The 16184-nt window shown below is 65.4% G+C and carries 16 protein-coding genes; 4 read left to right on the top strand and 12 right to left on the bottom strand.

What is annotated here, in order from left to right:
* Entirely contained in the window at positions 1-759 is a 759-nt protein-coding gene (locus OQZ28_RS02780) for an SDR family NAD(P)-dependent oxidoreductase (protein WP_458135092.1), read from the bottom strand.
* 129 nt (positions 760-888) lie between these two features.
* On the opposite strand from OQZ28_RS02780, the gene OQZ28_RS02775 reads away from it, so the two are divergent.
* On the top strand, positions 889-1473 hold the full coding sequence (locus OQZ28_RS02775) for a YqgE/AlgH family protein (RefSeq protein WP_130730367.1): 585 nt from the start codon (positions 889-891) through the stop codon (positions 1471-1473).
* Between the two features lie 172 nt (positions 1474-1645).
* Here OQZ28_RS02775 and OQZ28_RS02770 read toward each other — a convergent pair whose 3' ends face one another.
* The 7 genes from OQZ28_RS02770 to OQZ28_RS02740 form a co-directional block, all read right to left on the bottom strand.
* Complete coding sequence (locus OQZ28_RS02770) at positions 1646-2521, bottom strand: TIGR01459 family HAD-type hydrolase (RefSeq protein WP_458135091.1); 876 nt, start codon at positions 2519-2521, stop codon at positions 1646-1648.
* Entirely contained in the window at positions 2518-3594 is a 1077-nt protein-coding gene (locus OQZ28_RS02765; protein WP_110567125.1) for a quinone-dependent dihydroorotate dehydrogenase, read from the bottom strand. Before OQZ28_RS02765 ends, OQZ28_RS02770 begins: the two co-directional genes overlap by 4 nt.
* A gap of 44 nt (positions 3595-3638) precedes the next feature.
* Complete coding sequence (locus OQZ28_RS02760; RefSeq protein ID WP_458135236.1) at positions 3639-4838, bottom strand: L-dopachrome tautomerase-related protein; 1200 nt, start codon at positions 4836-4838, stop codon at positions 3639-3641.
* A 99-nt stretch (positions 4839-4937) separates the two neighbouring features.
* Entirely contained in the window at positions 4938-6287 is a 1350-nt protein-coding gene (locus OQZ28_RS02755; protein WP_458135090.1) for a c-type cytochrome, read from the bottom strand.
* Entirely contained in the window at positions 6284-8071 is a 1788-nt protein-coding gene (locus OQZ28_RS02750) for a GMC family oxidoreductase (protein WP_458135089.1), read from the bottom strand. The genes OQZ28_RS02755 and OQZ28_RS02750 overlap by 4 nt, the downstream gene beginning before the upstream one ends.
* Complete coding sequence (locus tag OQZ28_RS02745) at positions 8068-8763, bottom strand: gluconate 2-dehydrogenase subunit 3 family protein (RefSeq protein ID WP_458135088.1); 696 nt, start codon at positions 8761-8763, stop codon at positions 8068-8070. The genes OQZ28_RS02750 and OQZ28_RS02745 overlap by 4 nt, the downstream gene beginning before the upstream one ends.
* 243 nt (positions 8764-9006) lie before the next feature.
* Entirely contained in the window at positions 9007-9639 is a 633-nt protein-coding gene (locus OQZ28_RS02740; protein WP_458135087.1) for a hypothetical protein, read from the bottom strand.
* 392 nt (positions 9640-10031) lie between these two features.
* Between OQZ28_RS02740 and cbiB the strand changes: the two genes are divergently transcribed.
* Positions 10032-11057 carry an adenosylcobinamide-phosphate synthase CbiB gene (gene cbiB / locus OQZ28_RS02735; RefSeq protein WP_458135086.1) on the top strand — a complete coding sequence of 342 codons (1026 nt, stop codon included), beginning with the start codon at positions 10032-10034 and terminating at the stop codon, positions 11055-11057.
* A 51-nt stretch (positions 11058-11108) separates the two neighbouring features.
* On the opposite strand, the gene OQZ28_RS02730 is transcribed toward cbiB, so the two are convergent.
* From OQZ28_RS02730 to cobU, 3 genes are read right to left on the bottom strand one after another with little or no spacing between them, the layout of a single operon-like run.
* A complete protein-coding gene (locus OQZ28_RS02730; protein ID WP_458135085.1) occupies positions 11109-12587 on the bottom strand; it encodes a cobyric acid synthase in 1479 nt (492 codons plus the stop codon).
* 2 nt (positions 12588-12589) lie between these two features.
* Positions 12590-13198 (bottom strand): cob(I)yrinic acid a,c-diamide adenosyltransferase, encoded by a 609-nt coding sequence (gene cobO / locus OQZ28_RS02725; RefSeq protein ID WP_458135084.1) that lies wholly within the window; start codon positions 13196-13198, stop codon positions 12590-12592.
* A complete protein-coding gene (cobU, locus tag OQZ28_RS02720) occupies positions 13195-13788 on the bottom strand; it encodes a bifunctional adenosylcobinamide kinase/adenosylcobinamide-phosphate guanylyltransferase (RefSeq protein WP_458135083.1) in 594 nt (197 codons plus the stop codon). Before cobU ends, cobO begins: the two co-directional genes overlap by 4 nt.
* On the opposite strand from cobU, the gene cobT reads away from it, so the two are divergent.
* Positions 13787-14812: a nicotinate-nucleotide--dimethylbenzimidazole phosphoribosyltransferase gene (gene cobT, locus OQZ28_RS02715; RefSeq protein ID WP_458135082.1), complete on the top strand. Its 1026-nt coding sequence runs from the start codon at positions 13787-13789 to the stop codon at positions 14810-14812. The two genes, cobU and cobT, sit on opposite strands and share 2 nt — an antisense overlap.
* The gene (gene cobS, locus OQZ28_RS02710; protein WP_458135081.1) at positions 14809-15561 is read left to right on the top strand and encodes an adenosylcobinamide-GDP ribazoletransferase; all 753 of its coding nucleotides are present in this window, start codon (positions 14809-14811) and stop codon (positions 15559-15561) included. Before cobT ends, cobS begins: the two co-directional genes overlap by 4 nt.
* Here the strand turns inward: cobS and OQZ28_RS02705 are convergent.
* Positions 15458-16114: a histidine phosphatase family protein gene (locus tag OQZ28_RS02705; protein ID WP_130730379.1), complete on the bottom strand. Its 657-nt coding sequence runs from the start codon at positions 16112-16114 to the stop codon at positions 15458-15460. The two genes, cobS and OQZ28_RS02705, sit on opposite strands and share 104 nt — an antisense overlap.
* Between the last annotated feature and the right edge of the window lie 70 nt (positions 16115-16184).

Raw genomic sequence — 16184 nt, 5'->3', positions numbered from 1 at the left:
TCAATCCTTCATGCCCCGCGCCACCGCGAGGCCACCAGCCGCCTGACAGGTCGGCATCATCTCCACCTCGTTGATATTGACATGACGCGGCAGGGCAATGATCCAGGACAGGGTCTCGGCAATGTCCTCTGGCAGCAGGGGGTGGGTGCCTTCATACACCGCCGCCGCCTTGGCGGGGTCGCGCAGGCGCACGGTGCTGAACTCGCTGCCGCCACACAGGCCCGGCTCGATATTGGTCACGCGCACATTATGGCCCAGCAGGTCGCAGCGCAGGTTGCGGGTGAACTGGCGCACGAACGCCTTGGTCGCACCATATACGTTGCCGCCCGTATAGGGGTAGATGCCCGCCGTGCTGCCCAGTGTCACCACATGCCCGCGGTCACGCGCCACCATGCCGGGCAGCAGCACGCGTGTCAGTTCGACCATGCCGGTCACGTTGGTGCTGATCATGGTCTGCCAGTTGGCCAGATCCGCCTCCTGCGCCTTTTCCATGCCCAGGGCGAGGCCCGCGTTATTGACCAGCACATCCACATCGCGCCAGCCCTCGGGCAGGCTGCCCGGCAGGGCGGCGATGGCTGCGGCATCGGTCATGTCCAGCTCAAAGGCCAGCAGGTCCGGCCCGAGTTCGGCTGCCAGCGCATCAAGGCGCTCGCGCCTGCGGCCGGTGGCAATGACGCGGTAGCCATCACGCACGAGCCTGGTGGCGATCGCTCTGCCGAATCCAGCCGTAGCCCCCGTTACCAATGCAATCTGCTTCATGGTCTTTTCTCCTGCTGTGTCGGTGGTGAGCCTTGCATATCAAGCGCCTCCCGTCATGGGGGTCATCAACCATACAACCCTGAGCCGAAATGGTTGCAAAAGAGGGCAAATCCGGTTCTATGGTAGTGTATGGCTTCCTTCGCGACACCTCCAGGCCGCAGCCTGACCGGTCACCTGCTGGTGGCAACCCCTGCCCTGACCGACCCCGCCTTCGCGCGCAGTGTCATCTACCTGTGCGCCCATACGCCCGAGGATGGGGCAATGGGGCTGGTCGTCAACCGCAGGCTGTCGCAGCCCGTGCTGGATGATGTGCTCGAACAGCTCGGCATTGCACCCGTGCCACCCCGCCGCCGCATCAACCTGTGCGCGGGCGGGCCAATGGATAACGGGCGCGGCTTCGTGCTGCACACATCGGACTGGAGCGGCGATGGCAGCCTGCCGGTTGATGACAGCACGACACTGACCGCCAGCCTCGACGTGCTGCGTGACATTGCCGATGGCAACGGCCCGGCCCACGCCATGCTGGCCATGGGCCATGCAAGCTGGGAAGCCGGCCAGCTTGAAGACGAAATGCTGCGCCACAATGCCTGGATTGCAGCCCCCGCGACCGAGGCCATCGTGTTCGGCCCCGACCATAACGCCAAATGGCGGCAGGCGCTGGCCAGCGTGCGGATCGACCCTGCCTGGTTTACAGGGGACGTGGGCCACGCCTGACCGGGCGGCAACAGGCTGCAACCATAAAGAAATTCCGGGTGAAGCTTTTTTTCAGAGGGCTTCAAGGAGCGCCGTCCTTAAAAAAGCACCCGAAAACTTTTAACAATGCGCAGCTTTTAAAAAATCTCTCATCGTCGGGCCAGCCCCTTCGACAATCCGCTACACCAAGGGCCTACCAGCGCAGCGAGGGCACGCAGGCCACGGGGGCAAGCCCTGCGGCAGTCGCTTCCGCCACGGCAAGATCGTAATCAGGATTGCGACCGTGCTCCCAGCTTCCGCCCAGCATTTCCTGATGAATGCCGCCCAGCACCCAGCAGCCGTCAATGCCTGCCGTAGCCGCCCCGCGCATGTCGGTGGCCAGCGCATCGCCCAGCGCCAGCACGCGCTCGCGTGGCACATCGAGCAGCGAAAGCGCGAGAGCGTACACTTCCGGGTAGGGCTTGCCGATCCAGCGCACGGGGCGGTTGCGGCTTTCATACCAGCTTGCCATCGCACCCGCGCAGATCAGGCGCTGGCTGCCGCGGATGACCTGCTGGTCGGGGTTGGCGCAGATCATGGGCAGGCTGTGGGCCGCGCACTGCTCCAGCATGGGCAGGTAGGGGCCGATTTCCTCCTCGCCCAGTTCGGCGTCCGGCCCGGTATTGAGCACGAAATCCGCCTGCGCGGGGTCAGTCACCACATCAAGGTCCAGCCCGGCATAGACATCAACATCCTTGTCAGGGCCGAGATGGACCATGCGGCGGCCCAGACGCGCGAACCACGGGTCGGTGCGGGCGGCCAGCATGCGGTGGGTGCACTCGCCACTGGTCATGATGCCGTCATACAGGTCGGCGCTGATGCCCATGCGGCGCAGGCCCGGCTCCACCGTGGCGGTGCGTCGGGGCGCGTTTGACAGCAGAACCACCCGCCTGCCCGCCTCGCGCAGGCGTTGCAGGCATTCCAGCACGCCGGGATAGGGTGCCACGCCATTATGCACCACACCCCACAAATCGAGGATGTAGCCATCATAATCATGGCTCAGGCGGGAGAGGCCATCATGCCATTTCATTTAAGGGCTGCCCCTTTGGCATCGGCCAGCGTCTCGAAGCCTTCGGCCCGCAGGGCGCGCAGCGTCTCGGCCTTGAGGCGCTTGAGGATTCCCGGCCCTTCATACACGTAAGCGGTATAGATCTGCACAAGGTCGGCCCCGGCCTTGACCCGGTCAAGAATATCCACGCCGGTCTCGATGCCGCCACTGGCCACCAGCGCCACGCGGCCTGCCGCCACCTTCGCCACGCGGGTCAGCATGTCCTGGGCCAGCGGGCGCAGCGGGCGGCCCGACAGGCCCCCGGTCTCGGTGGCGTAGGGGCTGAGCAGCCCGGCGGGGCGCGAGATGGTGGTGTTGGAGACGATCAGCCCCTGCGCGCCACCGGCAATGGCGGCCTCGACCACGGCTTCGACATCATCATGCGCGATATCTGGCGAGATCTTGACCAGCAGCGGCGGCCGCTCGGGGTGGGCTGCATTGATGGCATCAAGAATGCCCTTGAGCCTTGATGCCTCAAGCAGGTCACGCAGCCCCGGCGTGTTGGGGGAGGACAGGTTGATGACGATATAATCGGCATAGTGCTTAACGCGCCCCACCAGCATGGGGTAGTCGCGCTCGGGGTCGGCGCCAACCTTGTTGATGCCAAGGTTGGCCCCCACCGGCACCTGCGCGCCGGGCTTGCGGCGCGGCGAGGACACGCGATGCAGGCGCGCCATGCGTACGGCAAAGCGGTCGATACCCTGGTTGTTGAAGCCCATGCGGTTGATGATGGCGCGGTCTTCGGTCAGGCGGAACAGGCGCGGCTGCGGGTTGCCGGGCTGCGGGCGCGGGGTGACGGTGCCAGCCTCGACAAAGCCGAAGCCTGCGCGCGTGAGCGGGCGCACCACCACGGCGTTCTTGTCAAACCCCGCCGCCATGCCGATGGGGTTGGGAAAGCGCAGCCCCATGGCACGGACGGACAGCGCCGGGTCATCATTGCCGGGGCAGGAGACGCCACCAAGGCCAAGTTGCAGGGCATCAAGGGCGATATGATGGGCGGCCTCGGGCTCCAGGCGCCGCATCAGGGGCAGGATCATGCGCGACATAATATTCATGGCCGCGATTGTTGCCGCAATTCAGCGCCGGGGGAAAGGGGCAACTAACCGGGTGCCGGCTTTGTGGCGTCCAAGGCGGCTGGCGCATCGGTGGGAAAGCGGATCAGGTAATAGGGCGGCACGCGCAGGTCGTGCCCGTTATTGAAGCCTGCAAGGCGGTTCCACTGGCCCAGCGTGCAGTAAACCATGTTGTCATCAACAAAAATGCCATCAGGCGAGAGTACGCGCGGGTCACGCACCATGGTGTCGAACGAGCCATCGGTATTGCGGCGGAAGATGGCGTCATGCTCGAAATTGGTGGTGTAGATCCGGCCCTGTGCATCGGTGGCCAACCCGTCGGCTACGCCTTTTTCGCCCAGATCGCTTATGCCTGTGGCAAGCTGCGCATCGGTTTTGTCAAAATCGGCCAGCAGGGCTGTGGGAATGCTGTACAGCCGCCTGCTGGTCAGCGGGCTGTAATACAGCGTGGCGCTATCGGGCGAGAGCGTAATGCCATCCACCCCGCCCGTGACAAAGGCAGGCTTGTGCGCAGGCGGGTCAAACACCAGCGGCCGCCCCTCCACTACCGCCATGAAGGGATGTTCAGCCTGGATGGAGGGATGACTTGCCAGCACCCGGCGCTGGCGGCCACTCGCCACATCCACCACCACAAGGGCGGGCGACTGGCCAAACGAGGAATCGGTAATGAACACCGTGCCCTGCGGCCCATGCGTCAGGTCCACGCGCAAATCGTTCATGTGGCTGTCGGGCAGGAGCGTGGGGGCAGTCAGCACGATGCTGGCGAAGATGCGGTTGGTGGCGGGGTCGATGCCAATCACCTTGGCCGCGCCCGGTGCGAGTGGCTGGCCTGCCAGCTTGCCATCATCAATGGCCCATAGCCGCCCCTTCGCATCGGTGGTCATGCCATGGATGGACATGAGCCGGGTGGCGGGCGGGCGCTCCGATGGCATGGCGGTAGCGGCATCGGGATAGGGCAGCAGGCGGCCATTTTTCAGTTCGGCCAGTGTCGCGCCCGCGTGGTTGACCGCATGGCGCGGAAACCCCACGAACACCCGCCCCCCCGTCACCGCAATGCCCGACGGGCCGGGACCATCAAAGCGCGCCACGATCTCGAACGGGCCATCAGGGGCGGCGCCATGATCGTGGTTGATCGCCTCCTGCGCGGGCTGGGCCGCCCGCGCCAGGGTGCCAGCACCTGCCGCCGCCACGAATGCCGCCCCGAACAGCAGATCACGCCTATGCATGGTCATGGATATTCTCCCCCCGGTTTGTGCGGCCCGCGCCCATTCATGCAAGTCAGGCCGCCAAGGGCAATCGCGCCACGCGCCGCATGGCGTTCACAATCAGTTCATGGGCAGCGAGGCGGGCGGGTGTTCAGGCGACAGGCTGCGCCGGATGCGCGCCACATCAGCCGCATTCACCGCAGGCGCGTCATTGCCCCATGCGGCGCGGATGAAGCTTACGGTATCGGCCACCGCCGCATCATCCATGCGGGCGGCAAAGCCGGGCATGACAAAGGCGGAGGGGGCCTGCCTCGTCGCCCGCAGCGTATTGCCCTCCAGCACGATGCGGATGAGTGAATCCGGTGTCGGGTCCATCACCACCGGGTTGCCCGCCAGTGGCGGGAAGGTGGTGGGGTAGCCGCGCCCGTCGGTGCGGTGGCAGGCGGCACAGCTATCCACGTAATGCCGCGCGCCGCGTGCGCTCACATCACCCGCGCGCAGGGCCGTGGTGGCGGCAGGGTCATACGCCCAGCCCGGCGCTTTGGCAGGTGTTGTGGGCGAGAGGGTCTTGAGGTAGCGGGCAATGGCCAGCTGGTCATCCGCCGTCATGTGCTGGGTGCCGTGGTTGATGGCATCGGTCATGCCGCCAAAGGCCGCACCCAGCGGCATGCGCCCGGTGGCCAGAAAGCGCACGATATCCTGCTCGCTCCACCGTCCGAGTCCGGTGCGGTTCTCGCCGCGCAGGCTGACAGGCCGCCAGCCATCAACCGACGCCCCGCCAGACAGGTAGAGCGGGCCGTCCTCTGCCGTCAGGGCCTTTTCCTGCATGGTCACGGCGCGGGGCGTGTGGCAGGCGCCACAATGGCCCGGCCCCTCGACCAGATAGGCCCCGCGCGCCACCACCGGGTCGGGGAAGGTGCGGGCCGTGGCCCCCTGCAATGTTACCGCCGGGTCGGGTGCGAACAGCCTGCGCCATACCGTGAGCGGCCAGCGCATTGAAAGCGGCCAGTGCATGCCATCCTGCACCACCGGCGTGGAGACAGGCCTGACGCCGTGCATGAAATAGGCATAGAGCGCATGCAGGTCATCATCGGTCATGCGGGCATAGGAGGGATAGGGCATGGCCGGGTACAGCGTGGCCCCGTCGCGGCGGATGCCCTGGCGGATGGCGCGGATGAATTCGGCCTCGGAATACTGGCCGATCCCCGCCTTTACATCCGGCGTGATGTTGGGCGCGTACAGCGTGCCGGTGGGCAGGTGAAAGGCCATGCCCCCCGCAAAGGGCGCACCGCCGGGCACGGTATGGCAGGCGCCGCAATCCGCAGCCTCCGCCACGTATTCCCCGCGCGTGACCAGATCCGCCGGTGCCGGCGCATCCTGCGCCCGCGCGGATTGGCCCACCCCCGGAACCGACGCGACCAGCAGGGCCACCACCAGGGAGCGCAGCCCGGATTTCCACACCCCCCTCATCCGGCCAGCGGGCCGGGATGGGCAAGGTAGGTGGTGCGGATGTGGTGTGCCGCCCAGTAGGCCAGCGCCGCGACCATGCCGGTGGGGTTGTAGCCCGTGCCCTGCGGGAAGGCATTGGCCCCGATTACGAACACATTATGCACATCCCATGACTGCATGTAGCGGTTGAGCGCGCTCGTCTGCGGGTCGGTGCCCATCACGGCGCCACCGCCCAGATGGGTGGTCTGGTACTGGCGCGTATCGAACGGCTTGCCGAATTCACGCCTTGTCAGGTGCACGTTGCGCGCGCCCATGGCTTTGGCCACATTGCCAATTTTGTCCACCACGTAGCGGTTCATACGGATGTCATTGTCTTTCCAGTCGAATGTCATGCGCAGCAGCGGCTGGCCGTAGGCGTCCTTCCATGTCGGGTCGAGGTCGAGATAGACATCGCGGTAGGCCATGTTCGCGCCATGCGCGTCAATGCGCAGCGAGTGGCGGTAGGTGTCGATCATGCCCGCCTTCCACGCACTGCCCCAGCGCGGCGTGCCCGGCGGGCCGCCCGAATGCGCCGCCGCAATGGCCTTGACCCCCGCCTGGTTGACCCACACCGGCGAGCCCCCCACGAAGCCCAGCGGCCCATGGTCAAAATTCTCGCTGTTGAAATCATCAAACGCAACGCCGCCGCCGCCTGCGCCGATATACTGGTTGGTCTCCACCTTCGGGTCGAGCCACACCACGCTGGTGGTCACGTTCTGGTAGACGAAATTGCGCCCCACCACGCCTTCGTTCCTGACCGGGTCATAGGGCTTGCCAATGCCCGAAAGCAGCATCAGCCGCACGTTATGGAACTGGAAGGCGGTCAGGATCACCATTTCCGCAGGCTGGGTCACTACCTTGCCATCGGCATCGGTATAGGTAACGCCCGTGGCGCGCGTGCCCGTGCTGTCGCGTTCCACCCTGAGCACATGGCAGTTGGCACGAAGTTCAAACAATGGGTGCCGGCGCAGCACCGGCAGGATGTTCACGTTGGGCGATGCCTTGGAATACATGTAACAGGCATAACCGCTGCAATAGCCGCAGAAATTGCACGGCCCCATCTGCACGCCATACGGGTTGGTATATTGCTGCGAGGCATTGGCCGCAGGCAGCGAATAGGGGTGAAAGCCCACCTCCTCCGCCGCCTTGCGGAACAGGTGGGCGGTATAGACATCCTTGAGCGGTGGCAGCGGAAAATGGTCGGAGCGCGAGGGCGCGAACACATTGCCCTGCCCCACCACCTGGCCGTTGACCTTATACGCCTCACCCGAAGTGCCGAACACTTTCTCGGCCTTGTCAAAAAACGGTTCGAGTTCCTCGTAGGTCACGCCGTAATCCTGAAGGTTCATGTCTTCGGGAATGAATTTGGCGCCATATTTCTCGATCACGCGCGAGCGCAGGCGCAGGTCATCGGGGGGCATGCGAAAATGCACGCCCGACCAGTGCAGCCCCGCGCCGCCCACGCCCTCGCCGGGCAAAAAGGCGGCCATGCGGCGATAGGGCAGCGCCGTCTGGCTGGCGTTGTTGCGGATGGTGACCGTGCTTTTGGAAAGATCCTGGAACAGCTTGTAGCGGAAATTGCCCTCAAGCTCGTCGATGGAGGCCGGATAGGCGCCCTCCCCCGCCGTGCTGCGGTCCGGCCCGCGTTCGAGCATGACCACCGTGCGACCGGCCTCGGTCATTTCCTTGGCCATGATGGACCCGGCCCAGCCGCCGCCCACCACCACCACGTCAACCGGCTTCAGCCTGCGTGAATCATCGCTCATGCCGTTTCTCCCGTTATGGAGACACTGCCCAGCGGGTAATGCGCCCCGTAGCGGTCCACCCAGTCCATGAAATCGGCCCGCGCGCCGGGAAAGCCCAGCATGGCCCAGCCGCCAAGACCCGTATTGCCGCCATGGATGGGGTCGCTGAACGCGCCTTCCATCACATTGGCCAGAAGCTGGTCGAAAAACGCGGCCGAGGGTACATCGCCAAACACCAGCTTGCCGCCTTCGGCAGCGCGCAGCAGGTCATCCTGCACATCGGGCACAAGGGCTGCGAAGGGTCTGGCGTGGCGGGTGGCCGCATGCGCGTTCATGCCCGCAATGCCGTGGCGGTACAGATCACACGGGGGGTAAGGCAGCTGGTAGCCAAGATTATCCGGCCCCTGCACGAAAGGGGCGGTCATGTACCACTGCGCGCCCTGCGCGTAGGGCGTGGTCATCTGCTGGTCGATGAAGCGGGGCACGCCGAGTGCAAGCGCGCCGGGGCCGTTGGCATCAGCCGGGATCAGGCGATCACAGGCGGCAAGGAGAAAATTCCATTCCGCAGCGTTAAAGAAAACCGGCGTGTATGCCTTTGGCGGGGCTGCCGCCCATGTGCCCGAGGCAGATACCGTGCCGCAGGCGGCAACACCTGCCAGCCCCTGCATGAAGCGCCGCCGCGATGAGATGAACCCTGAACCGTTGATACCCAAAAACTGCCTTCCCCCTGACACCATGCCGCTACCGCTTCCCTGCCCTCACGTTATCCGCAAGCGAGGACAGGCTGCCTAGAGCCTTTTGCATGATTTCCCTTAATGCAAGAAAAAATGATCCGGGGGTTAATGCGCGGCGGCACTCCGGCACGGGAAACATGCCGGGGGCCGTGGGGTCATTACCCTGCCAGTGTCATCCGCCCATGGCATGGCTGGCGGCCTGACAGGCCAGCGCGCCACGCATCATGAACTGCACAGCACCCTTCTCGTTCCGGTCCATGCAACAAACGGAACCGTCTTGCCATCAACCGTGGTTATTTTCTGTACATCGATGACATAACTATTACTTCCATCCGTCGCGTCATATGACGTAACGACATACCACTGCCCCGCAGGCAGGTTGGGCCAGAAAAAATGGCCAATGGATGTACAGATATCAGGACCGGCAGCCGGGCAGGAAATACGCGGGATGAAAGGCAGCACTGACGGTTCGACCCAGCGGGGGTCATTCACGACCGTGGGGCCGTTAAGCCGCTCACTGTAAAACGCCATCTTTTTTGACAGCGCATGCATATATTCACTTTCCGGCAGCAGCTCCACCGTAAAATGGCTGCGCGGAATCTGCATGATGGAACTTGGTATGTCATTGAATGTATAGACAGTATTATTCCCCAAAGTCAGGGCCGTCGTGGTATGCCGTGTAAATATTGCCCCACTGACGCACCCCCTGATGGCCGCATGGCCCGGCTTTTGCGCCCATGCCACTTCATTGCTGTTGAATGGCATTGCAGGCGGGTGCGGATGAATGCAGCCACCAAGGAGTGGTAAAATCAGCATTGGAAAAAACAATTTTTTAATTTTATATTTATGAAGCATTTTCTTTTCCGTAGATCACAGCGGCATTCATCCTGATATTCGGCCCCATGGCCGGATTGTTGTGGCATAAACAGTCCACATACGCGCGGCAGGCCTGCTATTTTTTTAAATTCTGGCCACGCATTCCCTTCCCCCGCATTATTCTGCCAGTAAAATACAGGTTATTTTTATTGTAGTTTTTTATATATACCTTAAAGTAATTTCAGTTTCACAGTTTTTGCCACTATAATTACCTCACATGAAGAGATAGAATACCATCAGTCCTATATCTGCCATGCGCAGGACCTGCATTGCCCGCCAAAAGCACGCTCACGCACCAGGGCGGAGAACCCGCGCACCGCCCGCTACCGCTTCCCTTGACCCTGTGCAGGGGGCGCAATATCCATCGGGGCATGCGTCTTTCCCATTTCCTGCTTCGCCCTGTCAGCACCGCATGCATGGCCTCGGTTACCGATGCCATGGCTGGCTACCCGCAGGCGCTTGTCAGCCGGATCGGGCACCCCGTGATCTGGATTGGCCGCCTGATCGATGGGCTGGACCGCCGCCTGAACACACCCGAACGCCTCCCCGCCCGCCGCCAGGCCAACGGCTTTGTGGCGAGTGCCGTGATCGTGGCCGTGCCAACCCTGGCCGCCATAGTCCTTGAACGCGGCATCCGGCGCATCCTGCCGCCCAATCTGGCCGTGGTGCTGACCGGCATGCTGGCCAGTTCGCTGGTGGCCCAGCGCTCGCTGCATGACCATGTGCTGGCCGTAGCCCAACAGGCGCAGGTCAGCCTGCCCGCCGCCCGGCGCGCGGTCTCGCACATCGTGGGCCGCGACCCCGAACAGCTTGATGAAGCAGGCGTGCTGCGCGCGGCCACCGAGACGCTGGCCGAAAACTTCTCCGACGGGATCGTGGCACCGCTATTGTGGATGGCGATCGGCGGACTGCCGGGGGCGGTATTCTACAAGGCGGTCAATACGGCAGACAGCATGATCGGCCATCGCACGCCCCGCCATGAAGCCTTTGGTTATGCCGCGGCGCGGCTTGATGATCTGGTCAACCTGCCTGCCTCGCGCCTGTCTGCCCTGTGGATCATCCTTGCCGCCCTGAGCCTGCCCGGCATGGATGCGCGTGGTTCCCTGCGCGTGCTGCGGCGCGATGCCCGCACCCACCGCTCGCCCAATGCGGGCTGGCCGGAGGCTGCCATGGCGGGCGCGCTGGGCATCCGCCTGTCCGGCCCGCGCGCCTATAACGGGGTGCGCGTAGCCGAACCGTGGGTGGGCGATGGCACGCCCGACCTGCGCCCGGCTGACCTGTATCGGGCTCTGGCCCTGTATCGCCGCGCCTGCCTGATCCAGACACTGGCGGGACTGACAGCCACCCTCCTGCTGGCCCGGACGGCACGACGACGGCAGGTGGCACGTCAAACCTGAAAGCAGAGTTATTTGAAATTTTTCAAAAAAATGTAGCACCCAAACCTTTTATTATTGTCCTAATCCATTATGCACCGGGCGCGCCATGGCCAGCAGGGCATCGATATCGAGATGCGCCTCCAGATGGTCGGCCAGCGCATCAAGCGCTGCGTCCACCGTCGCATCATGGTCGCGTGCGTGCGAGCCTGCGCCAAGCCGCGCCAGCAATGCCGCCCTTGCCTGGCCATCAGCCAGCAGGCCATGCACGTAAGTGCCCCATATCCGGCCTGATGGGCTGACCGCGCCATCAGGCCGCCCGCCAAGGTCAATGAACGGCCGCGTGGCGTGATCGGGCCCCTCGGTGCGGCCGATATGCATCTCGTAACCATGCAGGGGCACGCCCTCGGGCAGCAATGCGCCGGTCACGTCCTCCAGCCGCTTGTGGCCCTCCAGCACGGTGGCCACGTCCAGCAGGCCCAGCCCCGCCACCGTGGCGGGCGGCCCCTCGATACCTTCGGGGTCGGCAATGCTGTGGCCCAGCATCTGGTAGCCACCGCATATGCCCAGCACATGGCCGCACCGGCGCACATGGGCATGGATGTCGATATCCCACCCCTCCGCGCGCAGCATGGCCAGATCGGCAATGGTGGCCTTGGCGCCGGGCAGGATGACCAGGTCACATGCAGGCAGCACCTGCCCGCGTGGCACCATGGTCAGTGACACGCCATCTTCCGCCGCCAGCGGGTCGAGGTCATCAAAATTGGCGATCATGGGCAGGCACGGCACGGCAATGCGCACGCCCGCCCCACGCGGGCCACTGGCGGCGGCCAGATCGGCTGCATCTTCCGCCGGCAGGGCGCGCACGTTGTCGAGGAATGGTACAAGGCCCACGGCCTGCCAGCCGGTCATGCGGGCAATCGTGCCCATGCCCGCGGCAAACAGTGCGGGGTCGCCGCGCATGCGGTTGACGATAAAGCCCCTTATGCGCCGCGCATCATCGGGCGCCACCACCACCTTCGTGCCCACGAGGCTCGCGATCACGCCGCCCCGGTCGATATCACCAATCAGCACCACATCGATATCCGCCGCCTGTGCAAAGCCCATATTGGCGATGTCATCGGCGCGCAGGTTGACCTCCGAGGCAGAACCCGCCCCTTCCACCAGCACGATATCGGCCTGTTCGGCAAGGGTGTGGAAGCTGCCCAGCACCTCGGGCATCAGCCCGCGCTTGAAGGACTGGAAATCACGCGCGCGCACCTGCCCGCGCATCTGCCCGCGCACCACAAGCTGCGAGCCGGTCATGCCCTGCGGCTTGAGCAGCACCGGGTTCATATGCACCGAAAGCGGCACCCCGCACGCCCGTGCCTGCAATGCCTGCGCGCGCCCGATCTCGCCGCCATCAGCAGTTACGGCGGCGTTGTTGGACATGTTCTGCGGCTTGAACGGGCGCACGCGCAGCCCGCGCCGGGTCAGGGCGCGGCACAGGCCCGCCACCAGCACGGACTTGCCAACACTCGAGCCCGTGCCCTGAAACATGAGTGCGCGCGCCATGCTCAGAACTCGATCCCGGCCTGCGCCTTGACGCCCTTCTTGAAGTGATGCGCCACCTGCGTCATCTCGGTCACGAGGTCGGCGGCCTCGATCATGGCCGGGCGGGCGTTGCGGCCTGTCACCACCACGTGCTGCATGGGGGGGCGGGCGGCGATATCGGCCAGCACCTCGTCAATAGGCAGGTAGTCGTAGCGCAGGGCGATGTTGAGTTCATCAAGGATCACCATGCTTACATCATTGCGCTTCAGCGCGGCCTTGGCCTGATCCCATGCGGCACGGCAGTTGGCGATATCCTTTGCGCGGTCCTGCGTGTTCCAGGTAAAGCCCTCGCCCAGCGCATGCCATTCCACCTGATCGCCAAAACGCTCCAGCGCCTTGCGCTCGCCGGTGTTCCACGCGCCCTTGATGAACTGGATCACCACGATCCGCCCGCCATGGGCCAGCGTGCGCAGCGCCATGCCAAAGGCTGCGGTGGACTTGCCCTTGCCCGCCCCCGTATGCACGGCCAGCAGCCCCTTCTCGATGGATTTGCTCTCCACCTCGCGGTCCTGCACGGCCTTGCGCTTGGCCATTTTTTCACGGTGGCGGATTTCTTCGGGGGTCAGGGTCATTTCATCTCCATTGGCAGGCCTGCCACCACAAAGACAACACGAGCGGCCTCGCGCGCAATAGCCTGATGCATAAGCCCCGCCTCATCACGGAAGCGCCGCGCCAGCGCATTGTCGGGCACGATGCCCTGCCCCACCTCGTTCGAGACCAGTACCGTAGGCCCCGCGCGGCGCTCAAGGGCTGACAGCAGGGCGCGGGTTGCCGCCCTGATATCGTGCCCGCCCAGCATGAGGTTGGTCAGCCACAGGGTCAGGCAATCAACCAGCACGGGGCTTGCGCCCGCCCCGCCGAGCGCGCGGGGCAGGTCGAGCGGCTCCTCTATCGTGCGCCAGTTTTCCCCCCGGCGGGCGCGGTGGCGGGTGATGCGGGCATCCATTTCGCCATCATGGGGCTGGCAGGTGGCAAGATAGGTCCATGGGGCAGGCCAGGAGGTGAACAGCCCCTCGGCAAACGCACTCTTGCCCGAGCGCGCGCCGCCGAGCACGAAAATGCAGCCCTGCTGGCCTGCTGGCATGGTCCGGGCGCCATTGGCGGTCATTTTATTCTTCCCCATCTTGCATCGGCGCGCATAAGACCACACAACGCTGCCCATGCCATCCCGTCTTTCCATACCGCAGGACATGGCCGCGCTGCGCGCGCTGTGCCGCGACCTCCCCACGGCCGACATGGCCGCCAGTGCCGCCATTGCCGCTCATGACAGCCAGCTGACCAAGCCGCCGGGCAGCCTTGGGCGGCTGGAAGAACTGGCCCTGTGGGCCGGGCAGTGGCAACGCACCGACCGACCGCGGGCCGAGCGGGTGGATATCATTGTCTTTGCTGGCAATCATGGCGTGACCGCGCAGGGTGTCACGCCGTGGCCCAGCGATGTCACGCGCCAGATGGTCGAGAATTTTCGCACCGGTGGGGCGGCCATCAACCAGATCGCCCGCGTGGCGGGCGCCCGGCTGCGCGTGGTCGAGGTTGAAAGCCTGCGCCCCACGGCCGATTTCACGCACGCCCCCGCCATGGATGAAGCCACCTTCCTGCGCGCCATTGCCACCGGCATGCGCGCGGTCCAGCCCGGCACCGACCTGCTGTGCGTGGGCGAGATGGGCATTGGCAACACCACCCCTGCCGCCGCCATGTGCGCCGCCCTGTTTGGCGGCGGGGGCGCGCGCTGGGCCGGGCGCGGCACCGGGCTTGACGCGGCTGGCGTGCGCCACAAGGCGGCGGTGATCGACCGCGCCCTGGCCCATCATGCCGGTATGGGCGACCCGCTCGAAATCCTGCGCCATGTGGGCGGGCACGAACTTGCAGCCATATTCGGGGCGGTGCTGGCCGCGCGGTACAGGAATATTCCCGTGCTGGTTGATGGCTTCATCTGCACGGCCGCCGTGGCCCCGCTGGGCGTTATGGCACCCGATGGGCTGGCCCATACGCGGCTGGCCCACTGCTCGGCCGAAGGAGGGCACGCCCACCTTGCGGCAGAGCTGGGGCTGACCCCGCTGCTGGATCTGGGGCTGCGGCTGGGCGAAGGCTCGGGCGCGGGGCTTGCCGTGGGGCTGGTGCGCGCGGCGGTGGCGTGCCTGTGCGGCATGGCCACGTTTGCGCAGGCACAGGTCAGCGGGCGGGAATGAGCATCGCGGCCCGACTGCGCGCCGATCTTGTGTGCGGGCTGGGGCTGCTGACCCGCCTGCCCACGGGCTGGCTGGCACGCGACGGGCTGCCCTACAGCATGACGCGCTCGATATGGTGCTGGCCCCTGATCGGGGCTGCCGTCAACGCACTTGTGGCCCTTGCCTACGGGGTGGGCCTGCGGCTTGGCCTTGCCCCCCTGCCTGCGGCGGGCTGGTGCGTGGGCGGCCTGCTGCTGCTATGCGGCGGGCTGCATGAAGATGGCCTGGCCGACATGGCCGATGGCTGCGGCGGCGGCCGCGACCGGGCGCGCAAGCTCGAGATCATGCGTGACAGCCGCGTGGGCAGTTATGGAGTGATGGCGCTGGTCGTGGCCCTGCTGGTGCGCATCACGGCCCTTGCCGCCATGCCGGGACCGGTGGCGCTCATGGCCCTGCCGGTGGCGGGCGCGCTGGCCCGCGCCGCCATGGCGGGCGTGCTGTGGCGGCTGCCACCCGCGCGGCGCGATGGGCTGGCCAGCACCATGGACCACCTACCGCGCGCGGCGCTTGTGGCCTGCCTGGGCCTTGCAGGCGCGCTGGCCGCCCTGCTGCTGCCCGGCTGGCGCGCGCTGGCCACCTGCGGGGTGGCCATGCTGGCCAGCGTGGTCATGTGCCGCCTTGCATGCTGGCAACTTGGCGGACAGACCGGTGACGTTCTTGGTGCAACGGCAGTCGTGACGGAATGCGCAGTTCTGACGGCCCTGTGCTGAACGGGGCACCGCCCTGCTCGATCACCCGCACCGACCCCATGGGCGGCGAGGGCGCCAGCAGGTTGCCTGCGCTGCCCTGAACCATGCCGTGCATGAGGCGCAGCGGGCCGCCATGGGTAATGATGGCGCAGGACTGGCCGCGCTGGTGCATCTCGGTCCAGAAATGGCGCACGCGGGCCCGCAGCGCGGTGCCACTTTCGCCGCCGGGCGGGGCAAACCCGCTCACATCCGCCGCCCATGCATCGAGTGCCGCGCGCGAGATTCGGCTCCAGGGACGGCCCTCCCACTCCCCGAAGCTGATCTCACGCAGACGTGAATCCACCCTTAAGTCCAGATTCATGAATTGCGCCACCCGCTCCGCCACCATGCGGCACCGCCGCGCGGGCGACGAGAACAGAATCCGGCACCCCACACCCTGCATGACGGTACGCAGGCCATCGGCCATGCGCTCCCAGCCCTCGGCCAGGGCAACGTCGTGTTGGCCGTAACACACGCCTTCCGCGCCGATTACGGCGGGATGGCGCGCCAGCACTACTGCAAAACGGTCAGTCATCCGCTCCTGCTTTCCAACATGTCGCGCTGAGCATCCGCGAAGTTCGTGAACATCGCCATAAGAGCGGCAA

The organism is Komagataeibacter sp. NFXK3, from assembly GCF_054182245.1.
Note: the sequence above shows the minus strand (reverse complement) of the source record. Positions and strands in the feature narration are given on the sequence as shown.

Bases quoted from the DNA above. Each gene is read 5' to 3' on its own strand.
- OQZ28_RS02740 (WP_458135087.1), bottom strand. From the start codon at position 9,639: ATGCTTCATAAATATAAAATTAAAAAATTGTTTTTTCCAATGCTGATT.
- OQZ28_RS02750 (WP_458135089.1), bottom strand. From the start codon at position 8,071: ATGAGCGATGATTCACGCAGGCTGAAGCCGGTTGACGTGGTGGTGGTG.
- OQZ28_RS02730 (WP_458135085.1), bottom strand. From the start codon at position 12,587: ATGGCGCGCGCACTCATGTTTCAGGGCACGGGCTCGAGTGTTGGCAAG.
- cobO (WP_458135084.1), bottom strand. From the start codon at position 13,198: ATGACCCTGACCCCCGAAGAAATCCGCCACCGTGAAAAAATGGCCAAG.
- cobS (WP_458135081.1), top strand. From the start codon at position 14,809: ATGAGCATCGCGGCCCGACTGCGCGCCGATCTTGTGTGCGGGCTGGGG.
- OQZ28_RS02780 (WP_458135092.1), bottom strand. From the start codon at position 759: ATGAAGCAGATTGCATTGGTAACGGGGGCTACGGCTGGATTCGGCAGA.
- OQZ28_RS02775 (WP_130730367.1), top strand. From the start codon at position 889: ATGGCTTCCTTCGCGACACCTCCAGGCCGCAGCCTGACCGGTCACCTG.
- OQZ28_RS02765 (WP_110567125.1), bottom strand. From the start codon at position 3,594: ATGAATATTATGTCGCGCATGATCCTGCCCCTGATGCGGCGCCTGGAG.
- OQZ28_RS02760 (WP_458135236.1), bottom strand. From the start codon at position 4,838: ATGCATAGGCGTGATCTGCTGTTCGGGGCGGCATTCGTGGCGGCGGCA.
- OQZ28_RS02705 (WP_130730379.1), bottom strand. From the start codon at position 16,114: ATGACTGACCGTTTTGCAGTAGTGCTGGCGCGCCATCCCGCCGTAATC.
- OQZ28_RS02770 (WP_458135091.1), bottom strand. From the start codon at position 2,521: ATGAAATGGCATGATGGCCTCTCCCGCCTGAGCCATGATTATGATGGC.
- cbiB (WP_458135086.1), top strand. From the start codon at position 10,032: ATGCGTCTTTCCCATTTCCTGCTTCGCCCTGTCAGCACCGCATGCATG.
- cobU (WP_458135083.1), bottom strand. From the start codon at position 13,788: ATGGGCAGCGTTGTGTGGTCTTATGCGCGCCGATGCAAGATGGGGAAG.
- cobT (WP_458135082.1), top strand. From the start codon at position 13,787: ATGCCATCCCGTCTTTCCATACCGCAGGACATGGCCGCGCTGCGCGCG.
- OQZ28_RS02755 (WP_458135090.1), bottom strand. From the start codon at position 6,287: ATGAGGGGGGTGTGGAAATCCGGGCTGCGCTCCCTGGTGGTGGCCCTG.